13 protein-coding genes, 1 tRNA gene and 1 pseudogene are annotated in these 16,092 nt (G+C 59.4%); 5 read left to right on the forward strand and 10 right to left on the reverse strand.

The genetic code is table 11. The annotated features are described in order from the left end of the window. Nucleotides 1-24 precede the first annotated feature (24 nt). The 3 genes from CLV89_RS03830 to CLV89_RS03840 all read right to left on the reverse strand — a co-directional run bounded on the left by CLV89_RS03830 (nt 25) and on the right by CLV89_RS03840 (nt 3,848). Nucleotides 25-1,902, reverse strand: coding sequence for a monovalent cation:proton antiporter-2 (CPA2) family protein (locus CLV89_RS03830; protein ID WP_106162271.1), 1,878 nt, complete (start codon nt 1,900-1,902; stop codon nt 25-27). A 203-nt stretch (nt 1,903-2,105) separates the two neighbouring features. Further along, the gene (locus CLV89_RS03835) at nt 2,106-3,329 is read right to left on the reverse strand and encodes a PAS domain-containing protein (protein ID WP_106162272.1); all 1,224 of its coding nucleotides are present in this window, start codon (nt 3,327-3,329) and stop codon (nt 2,106-2,108) included. Nucleotides 3,330-3,392: 63 nt separating this feature from the next. Next, a complete protein-coding gene (locus CLV89_RS03840) occupies nt 3,393-3,848 on the reverse strand; it encodes an Lrp/AsnC family transcriptional regulator (RefSeq protein WP_106162273.1) in 456 nt (151 codons plus the stop codon). Nucleotides 3,849-3,986: 138 nt separating this feature from the next. Here CLV89_RS03840 and hppD point away from each other — a divergent pair, with 138 nt between their 5' ends. Continuing rightward, complete coding sequence (hppD, locus tag CLV89_RS03845; RefSeq protein ID WP_106162274.1) at nt 3,987-5,087, forward strand: 4-hydroxyphenylpyruvate dioxygenase; 1,101 nt, start codon at nt 3,987-3,989, stop codon at nt 5,085-5,087. Nucleotides 5,088-5,226: 139 nt separating this feature from the next. On the opposite strand, the gene CLV89_RS03850 is transcribed toward hppD, so the two are convergent. Then, nucleotides 5,227-8,049 (reverse strand): hypothetical protein, encoded by a 2,823-nt coding sequence (locus tag CLV89_RS03850; RefSeq protein ID WP_133166696.1) that lies wholly within the window; start codon nt 8,047-8,049, stop codon nt 5,227-5,229. A 242-nt stretch (nt 8,050-8,291) separates the two neighbouring features. Here CLV89_RS03850 and CLV89_RS03855 point away from each other — a divergent pair, with 242 nt between their 5' ends. Continuing rightward, nucleotides 8,292-9,008 (forward strand): SIMPL domain-containing protein, encoded by a 717-nt coding sequence (locus CLV89_RS03855; protein ID WP_106162276.1) that lies wholly within the window; start codon nt 8,292-8,294, stop codon nt 9,006-9,008. A 96-nt stretch (nt 9,009-9,104) separates the two neighbouring features. Here the strand turns inward: CLV89_RS03855 and CLV89_RS03860 are convergent, their stop codons facing one another. From CLV89_RS03860 to CLV89_RS03870, 3 genes are all read right to left on the reverse strand, one after another. Beyond that, a complete protein-coding gene (locus CLV89_RS03860) occupies nt 9,105-10,397 on the reverse strand; it encodes an O-acetylhomoserine aminocarboxypropyltransferase/cysteine synthase family protein (RefSeq protein ID WP_106162277.1) in 1,293 nt (430 codons plus the stop codon). Between the two features lie 139 nt (nt 10,398-10,536). Next, nucleotides 10,537-11,526 (reverse strand): hypothetical protein, encoded by a 990-nt coding sequence (locus tag CLV89_RS03865; RefSeq protein WP_106162278.1) that lies wholly within the window; start codon nt 11,524-11,526, stop codon nt 10,537-10,539. A gap of 99 nt (nt 11,527-11,625) precedes the next feature. Beyond that, complete coding sequence (locus CLV89_RS03870) at nt 11,626-12,450, reverse strand: hypothetical protein (protein WP_243394921.1); 825 nt, start codon at nt 12,448-12,450, stop codon at nt 11,626-11,628. Between the two features lie 250 nt (nt 12,451-12,700). On the opposite strand from CLV89_RS03870, the gene CLV89_RS03875 reads away from it, so the two are divergent. Further along, nucleotides 12,701-12,776 (forward strand) — tRNA-Thr (locus tag CLV89_RS03875). Here CLV89_RS03875 and CLV89_RS03880 read toward each other — a convergent pair. Further along, nucleotides 12,739-14,301 carry a recombinase family protein gene (locus tag CLV89_RS03880; protein ID WP_106162343.1) on the reverse strand — a complete coding sequence of 521 codons (1,563 nt, stop codon included), beginning with the start codon at nt 14,299-14,301 and terminating at the stop codon, nt 12,739-12,741. The two genes, CLV89_RS03875 and CLV89_RS03880, sit on opposite strands and share 38 nt — an antisense overlap. Further along, nucleotides 14,289-14,588 (reverse strand): hypothetical protein, encoded by a 300-nt coding sequence (locus CLV89_RS03885; RefSeq protein WP_106162280.1) that lies wholly within the window; start codon nt 14,586-14,588, stop codon nt 14,289-14,291. The genes CLV89_RS03880 and CLV89_RS03885 overlap by 13 nt, the downstream gene beginning before the upstream one ends. A gap of 223 nt (nt 14,589-14,811) precedes the next feature. Here CLV89_RS03885 and CLV89_RS03890 point away from each other — a divergent pair, with 223 nt between their 5' ends. Further along, nucleotides 14,812-15,534 carry a hypothetical protein gene (locus tag CLV89_RS03890; protein WP_106162281.1) on the forward strand — a complete coding sequence of 241 codons (723 nt, stop codon included), beginning with the start codon at nt 14,812-14,814 and terminating at the stop codon, nt 15,532-15,534. Here CLV89_RS03890 and CLV89_RS03895 read toward each other — a convergent pair. Then, complete coding sequence (locus CLV89_RS03895; protein ID WP_106162282.1) at nt 15,519-15,824, reverse strand: hypothetical protein; 306 nt, start codon at nt 15,822-15,824, stop codon at nt 15,519-15,521. The two genes, CLV89_RS03890 and CLV89_RS03895, sit on opposite strands and share 16 nt — an antisense overlap. Nucleotides 15,825-15,960: 136 nt before the next feature. Here CLV89_RS03895 and CLV89_RS22850 point away from each other — a divergent pair. After that, a pseudogene (locus CLV89_RS22850) lies at nt 15,961-16,092 on the forward strand (IS3 family transposase); the annotation flags it as partial.

A 16,092-nucleotide genomic window follows, 5' to 3' on the forward strand; every position in this document is an offset into this window, starting at 1 on the left:
GCAGCGCGGTTCAGCCTGAGAAGGTCATCGTGACCGTTCGACGTGTTCCTCCGCGAGGGACAGGAGCGCGGTTTCCAGATCTTTCTCCAGTTCCTTTGCGCGCTTGATGTAGGCGGGGTTTTCGCTGGCAGGGGTGCCTGGGATCCAGTGCCCCGCCAGCTCCCGGACAGTGTGCCGGTCATGTGCGTAGAAGGTCTGCTCTGCCTGTGCGGCCTCGTACTCGCTGAGGCCGATGTTCTCCAGAACATAGCGACCTGCGCGCAGCGAACTATCGAACATCTCGCGCACGATATCGTTGGCGCCCGCCTTGTAGAGTTCAAACACGTGGTTGCGATCATAGGCGCGGGCCACGATGTGAATATGCGGGTAGTTGCGCCGGGTATCGGCGACAAGCTTGGTGGCATTGTCCTGATCGTCCAGGGCAACCACCAGAACCTTTGCCTTGGCAATCCCGGCGGCCTTCAGCAGTTCCGGGCGGGTGGGGTCGCCAAGGAAACTCTTGACCCCGAAGCGGCGCATCAGCTGCACGGCCTGCATGTCACTGTCCAGAAGAACAGTCTTGAAGCCGCTGGCATTCACCAGGCGGTGCACAATCTGGCCGAAGCGACCAATCCCGGCGATGATGACGGTGCCTTCCTCGTCGATCTCGTCAGGCGTGTGTTCCACATGCGCTTCCTTCATCCGGTTGGAGAGGATCTCGTAGAGGATGAACAGAAGCGGCGTGATCAGCATCGACAGCGCGATCACCAGCAACAATTTCTCGGACAGGTCCGGCGTCACCACGTTCAGTTGCAGTGAGAACGCCAGCAGGACAAAGCCGAATTCGCCTGCCTGTGCCAATCCGAGCGTGAAGAGCCAGTGATTGCGCCCTTTCAGGCCAAACGCCTTGCCGACGAAGTACAGCACAGTGCCTTTGGTCAGGATCACCAGAAGCGCCAAGCCGATCACGTCACCCGGTTCGGCCAGAAACAGGCGGTAGTTGATGCCCGCGCCGACGGTGATGAAGAATAACCCCAACAGCAGGCCCTTGAACGGCTCAAGGTCACTTTCCAGTTCATGTCGAAATTCGCTGTTGGCCAGAACCACACCGGCGAGAAACGCACCAAGCGCCGGGGAGAGGCCGACCAGTGTCATCAAGAATGAAATCCCGACAACGATCAGCAGCGCCAGCGCCGTGTACATCTCGCGCAGGTTGGAGGCATGGATGAAGCGAAACACCGGCCGGGTCAGATAGACGCCTGCGAGGATGACAAAGGCCACCGCCCCGATCGTCATCAGGGTCACCGCCCAGCCTGGCATGCCCTCGACCAGTGACAGGGAGTGATGTGCCGCATCTGCCGCACCATCGCCGCGTTGGATCGAGCCATCATGCGACAGAGATGTCAGTGGTGCTGTGGCGAGCAAAGGCAGGAGTGCGAGAATCGGGATCACCGCGATGTCCTGTGTCAGCAGAACGGAGAATGTCGCCCGACCGCCGCCGGTTCTGGTCAAACCTTTCTCGGACAGGGTTTGCAGCACGATCGCGGTGGAGGACAGCGACAGCGCGAGGCCTACGGCAAGTCCGACCTGCCAAGTGTGACCAAATGCGATGGCCGCCCCGGCCAGCAGACCCGTCGAGGCAAAAATCTGGAGACCTCCAAGCCCGATCAGATGGTGTCGCATCGCCCAGAGCGCGCGCGGCTCAAGCTCCAGACCGATCAGGAACAGCATCATCACAACGCCGAATTCGGCAAAGTGCTGCAAGTCCTCCGCTTCGGATCCAACAAGTCCGAGGATGGGGCCAATGATGATGCCGGCTGCGAGATAACCGAGAACCGATCCTAGGCCGAGGCGCGCGGCGATCGGTACGGCAATCACGGCGGCGGCGAGATAAATTGACGCTTGAGAGAGAAAACTGTCCATAAGATAATATTGCCAGATTTTGGAGACTTGGCATAGAGATAGGCGCGTTTCGTCGGTTCTTATCTCCCCGTGCGACAAAAAGAAATCAGCGTGGCTGATGTGCAGCATGTTGCAGGGCTGGATGAGGCGCCCGCGCGTCAATGCAATCTGCCCCCGAAGCGGCAGGCTCCGAGGGCAGATGTGTCAACCTAAGTCAGCGGAGGTTATTGCGCTTCGATCGAGCGGATTTCCTCGCCAAGCTTGGCGATATGTTCCAGCCGCTCCGAGATGCGTTCCTGAAAGGCCCCCAACTGGTCGATGATATCCGAGAGTGTTTCGCCGGAGGAGGGAAGGCGAGCGCTCTCGATCTTGCACAGCACACGGGTCGAGCTGAGGCCGAGGAAATGACGGTGCATGACCTGACAGGCGTTGATGATACGGTCTGCCTCGATATCCACCTCGGCCATACCCGACTGGGCAAAACTCGATTGCTGCTCTGCAAGGTCGGTGAGCAACCGGCGCTCAGTGTCCATTTCGGTGTCGCCGAGGTTGCGCCGCTCGATTTTCAACTGGGCGTCGCATTCCGTCAGTATGCGCGTCAAACCAGCGATGAAGAGGCTGGAGTTCACGGAGTGTTTGACGGTGGCGAAGTTGGTGTTCTCGCCCATCACGTTGCGCTCGAACCAGTCTGACATTTCCCGCGACATTGCACCGTAGTTCTGGGAGAGAACGGTCACCGGCCCGCCCGACGGTTCGATGCGCGAGGCAATGACGCGCAGGTTATGCGGGATCGTGTGCATCGCCTCGAAGTCTTTTACGAGGCCGTGTGTCTCATCCAGCAGCTTCTCTGCATTGCGCAGCATATCGCGCAGATCGGAAATCTGCTGGTCAGGTTTGCGGCCCAGCCCCTCGTCACGGGCGATGAGTTCTTCGGCCAGCGCGTGGGATGCAAAGTGCTGATAGTCGTCAAACCCCCTCGAATGGACCCAGTCGAGCATGATTTGCATGCTTTCGGTAGGGGACAGTCCGCCTTCGGTCTCAGCTTTGGACATCTTGGCGTAGAGTGCCTGAATATCGCTGAACAATTGGCTGGAGGGTTTGATCCGAGCAGAGAGATAGCCACCTTCACAGGGAACAACAGCCGCAAACACCCAATAATGCAGGCCGTCCTTCGCCTTGTTCTTTACATATGCACCGATGGTATTACCGGATTTCAGCGTGTCCCAGAAGATCTGAAACAGGCCTTTTGGCGTGTCTGGGTGGCGCACCAGCTTGTGCGGGGCACCCAGAACCTCGTCCCATTCGTAGTGAGATACGCGCTGAAACACGTAGTTGCAGGCTTGGATAACACCACGCTCATCGGTCCTGGAGAAGAACACTTCGTCCAACTCGAAGGGAGCTGCTCCGCTTTTTGGGCGGGTTTCAATGCGACGGTCGACAAAAGACACGAGGGCGATTCCATCTAATGATCAATTTGGACCCACCATAGCCCGCCAGAAGTTCACGTATTCTTAAACTGGTAGCGGGCTGTCTCCCTTTAACTGTGCCATTACGATTTGGCTGTGCACGCGTCCGACGGCGGGATGTGGCAAAACAACCTCGTGCAGCAAGGTGTTGAGCTCCTGCAGATCGTGACAATAGACGCGCAGGAGGTAATCCGCCTCGCCGGTCATGGTCCAGGCTGAGGTGATCTCGGGGCGACCGGCCACCAAGCGGGCAAAGCTGGCGGCATTGTCCGGCCCATGGCTGTGCAGGTGAACCTGCACGAAACACTGCACCGCAAGACCGAGCTTTCCGGGGTCGAGGCGGGCCACATAGCTCTGGATATAGCCCTCGGTCTCCAGGCGTTGGCGCCGCCGCCCCGCCTGGCTGGAGGAGAGGTGCAGAGCTTCGCCAAGCTCTTGCGCGGTGGCCTGGGCGTCCTTTTGCAAATGTGCGAGCAATTTAATGTCGATGGCGTCAAGCATGCGTGAATTCCCCGAATGTCTGCTTCATGGTGCGCGATTTGCGCGAAATGTAAAAGGGTTCAGTGCGAGATTGCGCAAAATATGCACCTCAGATGCGGTAATATGAGGCCAACGTAGCAAGCAACGCAGGAGATACGCATGGGCCCCTTTCCCCACGACGCGCCGAAGTCCGTGATCAGCGACGAGAACCCCGCCGGCACCGACGGGTTTGAGTTTGTCGAGTTTGCCAGCCCCAACCCGGAGGAACTGCGCGAGCTGTTCACCAAAATGGGCTATGAGCTGGTCGGCCGCCATAAGACCAAACCGGGCATCGAGCTTTGGCAGCAGGGCGATATCACCTATATCCTAAACGCCGAAAAAGGCTCCTTTGCAGAGAAGTTCGTCGAGCTGCACGGCCCCTGCGCGCCGGCAATGGGCTGGCGTGTGGTGGACGCGCAGAAGGCCTTTGACCATGCGGTTGCCAAGGGTGCGGAGCCTTATGAGGGCGCCGACAAGACCATGGATGTGCCCGCGATCAAGGGCATCGGCGGCTCGCTGATCTACTTCATCGATCAGTATTACGAGACCTCGCCCTACAACGAGGAATTCGAGTGGCTGAAGCAGTCCAAGCCGCGCGGCGTGGGGTTCTACTACCTCGATCACCTGACCCACAACGTGTTCAAGGGCAACATGGACAAGTGGTTCAACTTTTACGGTGATCTGTTCAACTTCAAGGAAATCCGCTTTTTCGACATCCAGGGCAAGTTCACCGGCCTCTTCAGCCGCGCGCTGACCTCGCCCTGTGGCCGCATCCGCATCCCGATCAACGAGGACCGCGGCGAGACCGGCCAGATCGTAGCCTATCTGAAGAAGTACAACGGCGAGGGCATCCAGCATATCGCCGTGGGCGCGCGCGACATCTATGATGCGACGGACGAGATTTCCGAGCGCGGCATCCAGTTCATGCCGGCCCCGCCAGAGACCTATTACGCCATGAGCCAGGACCGGGTGAAAGGCCATGAAGAGCCGCTCAACCGGATGCAGAAACACGGTATCCTGATCGACGGCGAGGGTGTGGTGGACGGCGGCGAAACCCGCATCCTGCTGCAGATCTTCTCCAAGACCGTGATCGGGCCGATCTTCTTTGAGTTCATCCAGCGCAAGGGCGATGACGGCTTTGGCGAGGGCAACTTCAAGGCGCTGTTCGAGTCGATCGAGCAAGAGCAGATCAACAATGGCGAAATCGAAGCCGCAGAATAATCTGCCCGGTCGGTCCCCGAGGCGACCCACCCACAGGTAAACAAGAAAGCCGGGCAAGATGCCCGGCTTTTTTATGCAGTTCAGACCGTTGTCTCTTCCGGCCCGTTGTCCGCGACGTGCCAGTCAGGCGAGATCTGGTTTAGCTGTTGGGCAGGTTGAGCGTCCTGTTGCGGCCGCCTTTCTGATATTGCAGCTGGCTGTCGCCGATTGCCACGATCCGCCCACCATCAATCCGGTCGCCGACCTTGACCTTCACATAGCGTCCCGACGGCAACCGGACCAGCGCGCGGCGGGCCGAGGGTTTGCCATAGACCCCGATCAGATTCACGCGCCGCAGGTTGAGCGCGCGTTGCACGGTGGCCTGCCGTGCCACGGAGGCGGAGGAGGGGATGGAGGGCGTAACCACCGCCGCAGGGGCCGAGACTGCGGCTGTCTGTTGTTGCTGCTGACGCCGCTTTGCGCGATCCACGAGGTTGGCGAAGTTCGCAGGGCGTGCCCGGGGTTGCGGAGCGCGCGCAACGGCCAAGGCTGTGGCGGGTTGGCTTTCCTGTTCCTCGGTTTTCAGCGAGGCGGGCCGGGTTGGTGGGCGCTTGGACAGAAGCTCTGCACGTACAACGCCGCCGTGTTGCGCGCGTTCGGCCTGTTCCACCAGGTCATTTGGCCGTGTCCGGGGGCGCAGCTTTTGCAGCAGCGCAATGCGTGCGGTCGTGTCTGCCGCTTCCTGCTCTCGTGCAGAGGGGCGGTCCGGTGTCGCGGGCGGTGTGATCTCAGGGCGGCCGGAAAACACCATGATGCCGTCCGGATTCATCGTGCCCTCGGGCGTGGCTTCGACCAGCCCGCGCGCGTCGAGGTCAAAGGCGCGACCGGCTTCGGTCGGGTTGGACACGGCGCCAAACGGGGTGTCGGTGTTGAGCGCGGTTCGGGCGGGCAGGGCGATGGCGTCCTGAGACAGTTCGGTATTGTCGATCGAGGCGACATACATGCTGTCGAGATCAATCAGCGGCGGCAATTCCGCGATATCCGGCACGCGTTGCCAAATCCCGGTGGCTGCATATTGCGCCGCTGCCTCAAGATCGGCGACCGTACCGTCCAACCCTTCGCCCGCATCGGCGGCGTCATCTGGCACCACACCATCTGCCAGCGCTTCAGGGTCGATATCTGCCCCTTCATTGCTCAGGTCGTCTTGTGATGCCTCCTGCGCCTGGCCGCCCTCGTCGCCAGTACCGGAAATGTCGCGCGGCGCGGGCAGGGAGGCAATGACAAGATCCTGGCCATCGATTGGCGCGACCTCATCGACCACGGGCGTTCCGAGGGCTTCAAGAACGGCGGCGTCGGTGACCGTCAAACCATCAGGATCGGCCTGGGGTGCCGCGACCTGACCGGTGTCGAAGTCCGCAGGCAGGGAAGCGTCATCGGACGGCAGGAATGGCGCATCGCTGGCGGACAGGCCCGGTGCGACAAGGCCTGCAGCCCGTTCGGAATCCTCGGCGGTGGCAAGTACCGGCGTGGCGACCGGGTCCTCGGTCTGGACCAGGTCCGCACGTCTGAGATCGGACCAGAGCTCGGGCAGTTCCTGAACCAAGGCCCAGGCGCCGAGCGCCGAGACGGTGGCCAGGGTGACCGCGACCAGACCGATGCGACCCGAGCGGGAGCGCAGAGATCGCGCCTGTGGCATCTGGCTGATGTCGTTTTGAGGCGGCGACACGGGCCTGGCGGCAGCGGGCGCCGTATCCGCCGCAGGCCTGGGCGGCGCGGAGGTCGTATGCGCCAGAACCGGTGTCGGCATGGACAAGCTCGGGGCGGGCGGAACGGAGGCGGTCGGCGACGATTCGGAGGCGTCTCGCTGCGGCCCGGTGGTCAGCGGTGCCTTTGAGCGGAGGTCTGCGCTTGCCGTTTCGGCGGTCTCCGGCCTTAGCACGACAGCTGCGGTTGGGCCTTCGGTTGGCGCGCGGCGCTGTGCGCTCAGCGGTGCTGTTTCGCCACGCGCACGGCGTGAGCTGAAACTCAGCGCCGCTGCGGCGTCTTGATCCTGCGCATCCTGGTTTTCGTCAGGCTGGGGCGACGAGAGGTCGTCCGGTGTGTTGGGGGGGCTGTCCAGCTCAGTGGCCTCCGCGCCGCTGCTCTGCGTCGGCTCTGCGGAGGGCGGTGCCGCAGGCAGAATGATGGGGCCGCCGGAATGCGGGGCAAGCGCGTCTTCGCCTTTGCCCATCGCGTCCACTTCGGGTTTTTTGAACAGGTCTGCCTGCGCATCCGTCTCGGATTCATCGGACTCATCGGCCTTGGCCGCGGGTTGATCGTCTTCAACAGATGTGTCTGCGGCATCGGTGGTCTGCGTGTCGGCGGAGTGGGCCACATCCGTGCTGCTTGCCGAAAGCTCCGAGGCTGGCGCCTCGCTGATGGAGGCCGCGTCGCTGTCCTCGAGGCTCAGGGGGCCAATCTCGACCACCGCGATATCATCCGGCTCAATCTCCAGCCCGCGCGCGGCGCGGGGGGTGCCAAAGAAAGGTTCGCCCAAGAACACATGGCCTTCTGGTGCGGCAACGAAGCTTACCGGGTCAAACCCATGTGCGAGCGCAAAGCTCTCGGCTTCCTCGAGGGTTTCGATCGCCACGGCCGCCACATGGGTCTCGGCACCATCCGGGCTGATATCAAAGGCGAGTTCTGATACGCTGTAGGGCGTTGCGCCTTCAAGTGCCTTGCGTGCCGACGTGATCCGCGCGTCGTTCGACCGCTCACCTGTCTGGATGGTCAGGTAGCGGATCTGCGCATCGGGCAGGATCAGCTTGCAGTGCAGGGACTTGCCGGGCAGGGCAGCGGTGGCCTTCGCACGCAGGGCCGCCAGGGCGGCGGGCATGTCCGGCGTGTCGGTCGGAATTTCGCCGACACGTTGCCATCCGCCCGCGCCACGCACCAGCAGCGCGATGCCGTCGAAAGAAAGAGAGAGCGCAAACTCTGGTTTCATCAGGTCATCAGTGTCTTTTGTCTGCGTGCCTCGCCCCTCAGGGAACCGTTGCATCCCGAAAGGCGAGCGACATGAAAGACGGCCAACCAACCCGGGACGCCCGTGCCGGGGCGCCGTTATTGTTGCGCAAACCATAGAGCAGTAACCCGCCGAGGGGAAGCAAAAGCACGAAAGCTCCCCTTGCGCGCGGGGATCTGCCACTCCCATGTAGACCTCAGATCGACACTAGCGGAGGATCCCAGATGTTGAACCAGAAAACCATGGCCCTGATGTTGGCAGGCGCTGTTGCGTTTGCCCCCCTGTCCCTGAGCGCGGAAGAGCTGCGCCAGTTGCATGTGACAGGCGAAGCGAGCATGGATGTCGCGCCGGATCAGGCCGTGATTACCCTTGGCGTGCGTGAACAGGCCGAAGAGGCCGGTGCCGCGATGGAGCAGGTCTCCGTGCGGATGAACGAGGTCATGACCAGCCTGGGCAACAGCGGTATCGCGGGCGAGGACATGCAGACACAGCACGTGTCGATGCATCCCGTCTGGAGCCAAGTCCGCCGCGACGAGCAGGACGAACGCAGCATCACCGGCTTTGAGGCCTCCAATATGCTGACGGTGACCCTGCATGACATTGATGGCATCGGCGGGGTGCTGGATGATGTGCTGCGCGCGGGCGCGAATGAGTTCCGCGGGCTGTCGTTCTCCTACAGCGAGCGGGACACCGCGCAGGATCTTCTGCGTACGCAGGCGGTTGAAAATGCGTTTCACAAGGCGCGCCAGCTGGCCGAGGCCTCAGGCATGGCGCTGGGACCAGTGCGCGAGATCCGCGATGGTGGATCTGCGGGTGGTGCGCCGATGATGGCGATGGAAATGGCGCGCTCTTCCGATATGCCGATCTCTGCCGGCACCGTGAGTCTGGAGCACAACGTCTCCGTCACATTTGACATCATGGAGCCGTCTGGCCCCAACTGATTTTGCGCCTAATGCGCTGTTACAAAATGGAAAAAGGCCGGGATTTCCCGGCCTTTTGCAGTTTTTTTATCAAAGCGGTCTGGGCGCTGTGACGTTTCAGTCGGAGGCTTTCGCAAGCGCTTGATCCAGATCCCGGATCAGGTCGTCGGCGTCTTCGATCCCGATGGAAATCCGCACCACATTGGGACCGGCACCGGCCGCCTCCTGCTGTTCAGCTGTCAGCTGGCGGTGGGTGGTCGAGGCCGAGTGGATCACCAGCGAGCGGGTATCGCCGAGGTTGGCCACATGGGAGAAGATCTCGAGGCTGTCCACCAATTTGATGCAGGCGTCATAGCCGCCCTTCAGTGCCACGGTGAACAGGCCGCCGGTGCCCTTGGGGTAGCAGCGTTTGGCGCGCTCGGCATAGGGCGAGGAGGGCAGGCCCGCATAGGTCACGTGATCCACGCGCGGGTCGTTTTCGAGCCAAGCCGCCACCTTCTCGGCGTTTTCAACATGGCGTTGCATGCGCAGGGACAAGGTTTCGATCCCCATCAACGTGTAATGCGCCGCCTGCGGGTTCATGGTCATGCCCAGATCGCGCAGCCCGATGGCGATGCCGTGGAAGGTGAAGGCGAGGTTGCCGAAGGTCTCGTGGAACTTCAGCCCGTGATAGGCGGGCTCGGGCGCCGACAAGGCCGGGAACTTGTCCGAGGCCGACCAGTCGAACGTGCCGGAATCAACGATGCAGCCGCCGGTAACTGTGCCGTTGCCTGTCAGGTATTTGGTGGTGGAATGCACCACCAGCGTTGCGCCATGCTTGATCGGCTGGCAGAGGTAGGGCGTGGCTGAGGTATTGTCGACGATCAGCGGCAGACCAGCGGCGTCGCTGACATCGGCCACCGCGCGAATATCGGTGACATAGCCGCCGGGGTTGGCCACGGATTCGCAGAACACCGCACGGGTGTCATCGTCGATGGCATCGCGCACGGCGTCGAGATCGTCGAAGTCGACGAACTTTGCCGACCAGCCGAAGCGTTTGATGGTCTGGCTGAACTGGGTGACGGTGCCGCCATAAAGCCGGGTGGAGGCCACCACGTTCTTGCCCGGGCTCATCAGGGCAAACAGGGCCATGATCTGGGCCGCATGACCGGAGGAGCAGCAGACCGCGCCGACACCGCCCTCAAGCGTGGCCAGCCGTTCCTGCAGCACCGCGACGGTGGGGTTGGTGAGGCGGGAATAAATGTAACCCACTTCCTGCAGGTTGAAGAGCGCGGCCGCGTGATCGGCGTCCCGGAACACATAGGAGGTGGTCTGGTAGATCGGGGTCTGGCGGGCACCGGTGGCCGGGTCGGGGCGGGCGCCTGCGTGAATTTGCAGCGTGTCAAAGCCGTAGGTGGGGCTGTCGGACATCTCGATTATCTCCCTTATGTCGCACTCAATATCAAGCTGGCGACAGAACACACCGGGCGCGGCCTTTGTGCAAGGGAAAGCGAGCAGGTTTCATCTGCAATTGTGACCTATGGATCGGCGCAGCGGCGCGATCTGAGGGTCAGCGCATCCAGAGACCTTCGGATTTGATCCGGTTGCGGATCGCCTGTTCGCGGCGGGGCAGGTTGTCCTGATCGAACAGGGCGCGCACGCGGTGTCCCTTGCCCTGATAGACGAGACGTTTGATCGGCTCGTAGGTCTTCAGGACCTTCTTGATCTTGTTGGGCGCGCAGACCTCTTCCAAGGTGGCAACCACATGATCGCTCTCGCGCGCATAAAGCAGCGGGAAGGTGCGGTAGTGACAGCTGGTGTGTCCGTCCAGATAGCCGTCGGGCAGGGTGTCGCGACCGCCGCCAAAGGAATGGATGACCAGCGGCAGGGCCACCTGATCGAGCCAGGGATCGAGGGACTGGCCCACGATTTCCACCGGCGGGTCATCCCGGATGGATCGTGCATAGTCCTGGAAGCGTCTGCCAAAGGCGCGCGGGCAGGCACCAAAGAAGTACCCGGCGTTGAAATAGAGATACCGCTTCCAGTATTCGTCCGGCTGGTCCAGGTCGAGGCTGCTGTCAAAGTCGAGGTTGAAGCGCCCGTACAGCGCACGCCAGATGTCGGCGTAGCCCGGTCCGTAGAGTGTGGGTGTGGGCCAGGTGCCTTCACGCCGCAGACTGGCGGAGGGGCGCGAGAAGTCGAACGGAACTTTGCCCAGGTCGCCAGTAATAAGCGTGTCGGTGTCAAAAAAGACAAACGGCTCGCCTTCTGGCAATACGGACAGGGCTTCGATCTTGTTGCCATAGGGGTAGGATTGGCCGAAGTGCTGTGACTCAAACGGCAAGATCTCTGCGTCCAGTCGTGACAGCGCCTCAAGCACCGGCACATTGCGGATGGACGGATCGCGGGCCCAGAGCGGACCGGGCTGCGGGACGGCGACGCACAACCGTCCGCGAAAGCCGGGGTTTGTCTGGCGCAATGATGCGGCGAAGAGCACGGCCTCGAACATCAGCCGACCGGACTGGCCTACGATCATGATGTTGTAGTTTTGCCCGGACATGGAACCGCTCGTGTCATTCTGGAAATGCTGACCTCTTCCTAACCACCGGGGCAGGGACGGTAAACACTCTTGCGTCCGATGTGTTGCCGGTCAGCGGTCTTAGGGCGTCAGCAGTCTGACGTCGGGAATACGGCTCAGCTGGTCGACATCGGCGTCATAGGCCTCTTCGATCCGGGCGATAAGCTCTGGCGTCCACTCCTCGATGTCCAGTTCCTCTTCAAGCGCCTCTTCGATGGCATATTTGTCGAGGAAGGCGGCGAAGATGCGACGTTTGTACATCTCTGTTATTTCGGGACGGTCATGCAGATAGGCGCGCATGCGTCGCATGCCCTCGCGCGTCATGATGGTGCCCAGCAGATCCATGCCGCCCTTGACCTTGCTGTCGGCCTCCAAATTGCCCAGCTCGCGCAGGATTTGCGCCCAGATCATGGGCAGATCCTCGTAACACCAGAGCGTGATCGGAACATCCGGCACAGCGGCACGAATGCGGGCAATCATCGCCGACCAGCGCAGCTCTGCCGGGTTGGTGGTGCTCAGGACGTCCTGTCGGCGCCCGGGGCCCGCCTTTTCCAGCAGTTTTGGTAAAAAACCGGTCGGGCTGCGGATTGCCATATAGAGCTCAAGATCGTCATTGGGAAAGAGCGCCTTGAGCGCTCGCATACGGTCCTCCGCCTCCGGATAGAGACGCTGGCCGTCAAGCGCATCGCGCTGTGAGCCAAAGAAATGCGGATTGGACAGCACCACGCGATCGGCGTGCTCTTCCTCCAGAATGGCGTCCCACAAGAGATCCTGCGCATCCTCCGACGGTGCGTGGTCCTTTGAGGCCGCCATGCACTCCTTCAACAGGGGGCGATACTTGGCAGGTCCCGGCACCGAAGTTCCACGCGCCAGAAAGCCCTCCTTGTTGCGCAGGAGGGTCTTCATCAGGCGATCTTCTTCTGTTCCATGCGCGCCGGCATGTATTATGACCTGCATTCTACTGACCTGTCTGTCGCGTTCTATCGCGTCTGAAGAATGCTATGCATAAATTGCGTCGAGTTTGCGGTCAAATCGCAACTTATCGATGGCCCAGCAGCATAATGAGGAGCCCGTCCCGCTGGTGCAAATCCATCTCCGGTCTCGTTCATTTTGTCTCTTGCCAAGCCGCGCTAAAGTGATTATCCCGCCGCGAAAGGCCCCTATAGCTCAGCTGGTAGAGCAACTGATTTGTAATCAGTAGGTCCGCGGTTCGAGTCCGTGTGGGGGCACCATTTCACATTTTGATGTGAAATCCGCTAAAAAATCAAAAATTACAGACACTCGTGGAGTTCGATAACCGTTTTGACGGTCGTATGCCAATGGGGCTTTGAAAGCTGTTTTCAGGATGGTTTTACGCACTTCTAGTGATCCCTTTTCATAGATATTCCAAGGGTTTGAGAGGAAGTCTCTCAATAGTTCGATAATTTCGGACAGGGTGCTCTTGGGTTTGGTGTTTTGTGATAGCTTGTCAGTCAGCAAAAGCTTGTCCTCTTCCAGCTTCGCGATCTTGCTTTCTAGTGCCGCCATGACCTTTGGATTCGAGGTCTCGAGCATGCGTTCGACCAGCGCATCTTGCTGCTTATCCAACTCTTTGTGCTGGCGTTTGATTTCAGCCTTTGCTTGCTTGGCCTGATCACCCCGTTGATCCCATGCGTCTTTCAACATCGACATAGCGATATCGAGCATGTTTTTGCTTGGCGTCATCGAGCGGAGAATATTCTCAAACCCATCATCAATCTTTTCCGCGCGGATGCTCTTGCGATACTCCGAACAATCACGGGTTTGACAGTTGTAGTACGGGTAACGCTTCCCCGTCGCACTGCGCGACCAATAGGCCGTCATCGGCTTGTCGCAGCAGGCGCAAATGACCGAGCCACGCAAGGGAAAGTCTTTGCTGATGTCAGGGCGCTTGGCGGCGATGCCTTTGCTGTTCCGACGCTCTTGTATGGTCTGATAGGTCTCCAGAGAGATCAAGGCTTGGTGGTGGCCCTTGCGGCGTGTGATGCCCCAAGGTTCATGCTCAATGTAACCCGCATAGATCACGCGGCCCAGCATGTCCGTCACCTTCTGTTGGCGGATTTGGCCATTGGGCAGGTCTTTCGGAAACTCTGGCTGAGTTTCCAAGAAACGCTTGATGTCCGCCTGTCCTGAGAAGCGATCCGAGGCATAGCCTTCCAGCGCTTCCTTGACGATGGATGCAATGGGTTCATCTGGCGTGAGCAGTTTCCCATGGCCCTTGGTCTTTTTGTATGTGTAGCCCACAGGCGCGGAGAAGACGGAATAACCATTCATCATCCGACCTTTCATACGGTTGGAGGTTTGCTCAGCATTCTTCTCGCGCTGATGCTGTGCGACCGAGGCCAGCATGTGTTCGACAAGCCGAGAGTCACTATCCTCACCGAACTCGATGGAGGGGCTTTCCAAGATGCCGCCAGCATCACTCAAGGTTTGACGCAGCGAGATGTGTGCCTGCACGTCACGCGCAAAGCGGCTGATGTCGTCAATGATGACCACCACGCTGCCCTTCGGGTGTAGGCGCAGGAAGGCCAACATCCGATCCATGGCAGGACGACGCTCAAACTTCCCTGACATGTCGTCTTTGAATACCTCGACGACATCGTAGTCTTTATAGGTCGCATACTCACGGCAACGGTTTTCCTGAGACGCGAGACCGTCGCCTTCGCGGACTTGCTTAGCCCCAGAGACGCGGGCATAAATCACCGCTTTGCTTGGTCTTGTTCTGCTTAGTCCTGCCATTGGTCCTCCTCCGCACGGGTCTGTGCCAATTCATTGTTCAGCAAGGATACCAGATCAGTGGAATCGTCTTCCAACGCTTCCTGATCTTCTCCACAGATTTGCGTAGTGGGTTTTACGTCATATCCCAGATCGACAAACATCACGACAATCGACCACAGGGTTTCAATCAGTTCTTTCTGGTCATCCAGCGGCATATCGCTGTCTTCCAGCATGGCGGCGTAAACCTCCCAATCAACGGAGAGGCTGGGGCGTGTGGGCGTATTGTTTTTATCAGGCGGACAGGTCATGCACGCGCTCCTTTCTTCAAATAGATTTTTGGAAAATGTGAGTCTCACGTCGCCAATTGTTCGGGGCGCACTTTGAGAACAAATATAGAACATATAACCACATTTCCCTGCGACCACGCAAGGAAAATCTCTGAATGATCCTATGCGCTTAACCTGTCCCTAGCATGGCAAGGCTGTGGCTATCTCGGGTGTTCAGGGGGTGAATACGGGTGTATGAGGAAGCATGTCATTTGATCCAAAGAATAAGGCCGACAAGGCGAAGCTCTATCCAGTCCTCAAGGCGCTCGCTGATCTTGATCCAAGAAAAACGCCTGACCTGATCATGGATGACGCTGTGGGTTATCCTGTGGCACGTGGGCAAGATTATGTACGTAATATGCGTAGGGGCGAGATCGCCGCCACATATGCCGCGCTAATCCACCAATGGCTGCTTGAGCATCATTTCGATCTGGCCCATCGCCTTGCGCCTGAGATTTTCCCTGAGACACCAGAGCAACGCTGGCAAGTCATCGTAAACGAACGGGCGATCTCAGATCGTTTTCGCCTTGTGCTCATTCCTCTGATGATGGGCATTGTTGAGCGCGAAAGCCAGTTGAAGCCAGCCGATACGACCATTCGACTTGGCGAGCGGTTTTGCTTTGAGTTGGATGGTGAGATTGAAAGTCATGCCATCGCGTTCCAAGCTGTACGGGGTCAATGGCACAATGTCCCGCTTGGCCCTAATGGTGAGGCCAGCGCACAAATCCAATCAGGTCAAAACCGATTACCCCAGAAACTAGATGGAAAGCTCGACCCGTTGGCTGAAAATCACGACGAAGGCATGCATGAGTTCGTTCTGATCACAGCCCCTACCAATGACATCCCGACCAATATTCAAAGCCTCAACACATGGATTGCGGACAGACCAAACACCTTACACCGCATCACGGTTCAGTTCGTGAAGTGACCACCCAAGATCGGTTTGAGGACCTCATTGCAAGGCCAGAGTTGCGCCCATTCCCGAGCGCCTTGGGTTTTAAGTTCGCCATACCTTGAAAGATCACCCAGTTTGGCAATTTCTAAGTCCTTGAAGAAATCCTCGGGACTGCCCAGATCATCAGCGATAGACGTTGCGCGTGCAGCTTGTGCCAACTGGATCGCATCAAAGAAACAGGGAATGGTTACCTCATGTGCAAACGCCTGAAGTTCGTCCTCAGTCGGAATGAGGGAAGAATCTTGCTCAATTTGAGCCTGCACTAAAGGCAGCTCTGCAAGATGCCCCAAAAGCTGGAAAATACGCGTAGCTGCCTTGGGGTGGGTTCGGCTGGAGTGCCCCCACTGAAGTGGTCCACCTTTTGGGATAGGAATATCCCGTTTTCAGGAGGACGACGAGATGTCAGGCAAACGAGAGAAGCCCGAGGACATCGTGCTGAAGCTGCGACAGGTTGAGGTGCTGCAAGGACAAGGGAGCTCGGTTCAGGAAGCCGTTCGGCAAATCGGTGTGACGGTTCAGACTTACTACCGG

The sequence above is a fragment of the Tritonibacter scottomollicae genome, from assembly GCF_003003215.1.
GTDB classification, from domain to species: domain Bacteria; phylum Pseudomonadota; class Alphaproteobacteria; order Rhodobacterales; family Rhodobacteraceae; genus Epibacterium; species Epibacterium scottomollicae.

Excerpts from the sequence above, each read along its gene's own strand:
- CLV89_RS03830 (WP_106162271.1), bottom strand. The coding sequence starts at position 1,902 with ATGGACAGTTTTCTCTCTCAAGCGTCAATTTATCTCGCCGCCGCCGTG.
- CLV89_RS03840 (WP_106162273.1), bottom strand. The coding sequence starts at position 3,848 with ATGCTTGACGCCATCGACATTAAATTGCTCGCACATTTGCAAAAGGAC.
- hppD (WP_106162274.1), top strand. The coding sequence starts at position 3,987 with ATGGGCCCCTTTCCCCACGACGCGCCGAAGTCCGTGATCAGCGACGAG.
- CLV89_RS03850 (WP_133166696.1), bottom strand. The coding sequence starts at position 8,049 with ATGAAACCAGAGTTTGCGCTCTCTCTTTCTTTCGACGGCATCGCGCTG.
- CLV89_RS03855 (WP_106162276.1), top strand. The coding sequence starts at position 8,292 with ATGTTGAACCAGAAAACCATGGCCCTGATGTTGGCAGGCGCTGTTGCG.
- CLV89_RS03860 (WP_106162277.1), bottom strand. The coding sequence starts at position 10,397 with ATGTCCGACAGCCCCACCTACGGCTTTGACACGCTGCAAATTCACGCA.
- CLV89_RS03865 (WP_106162278.1), bottom strand. The coding sequence starts at position 11,526 with ATGTCCGGGCAAAACTACAACATCATGATCGTAGGCCAGTCCGGTCGG.
- CLV89_RS03870 (WP_243394921.1), bottom strand. The coding sequence starts at position 12,450 with ATGAAGACCCTCCTGCGCAACAAGGAGGGCTTTCTGGCGCGTGGAACT.
- CLV89_RS03880 (WP_106162343.1), bottom strand. The coding sequence starts at position 14,301 with ATGGCAGGACTAAGCAGAACAAGACCAAGCAAAGCGGTGATTTATGCC.
- CLV89_RS03885 (WP_106162280.1), bottom strand. The coding sequence starts at position 14,588 with ATGACCTGTCCGCCTGATAAAAACAATACGCCCACACGCCCCAGCCTC.
- CLV89_RS03890 (WP_106162281.1), top strand. The coding sequence starts at position 14,812 with ATGTCATTTGATCCAAAGAATAAGGCCGACAAGGCGAAGCTCTATCCA.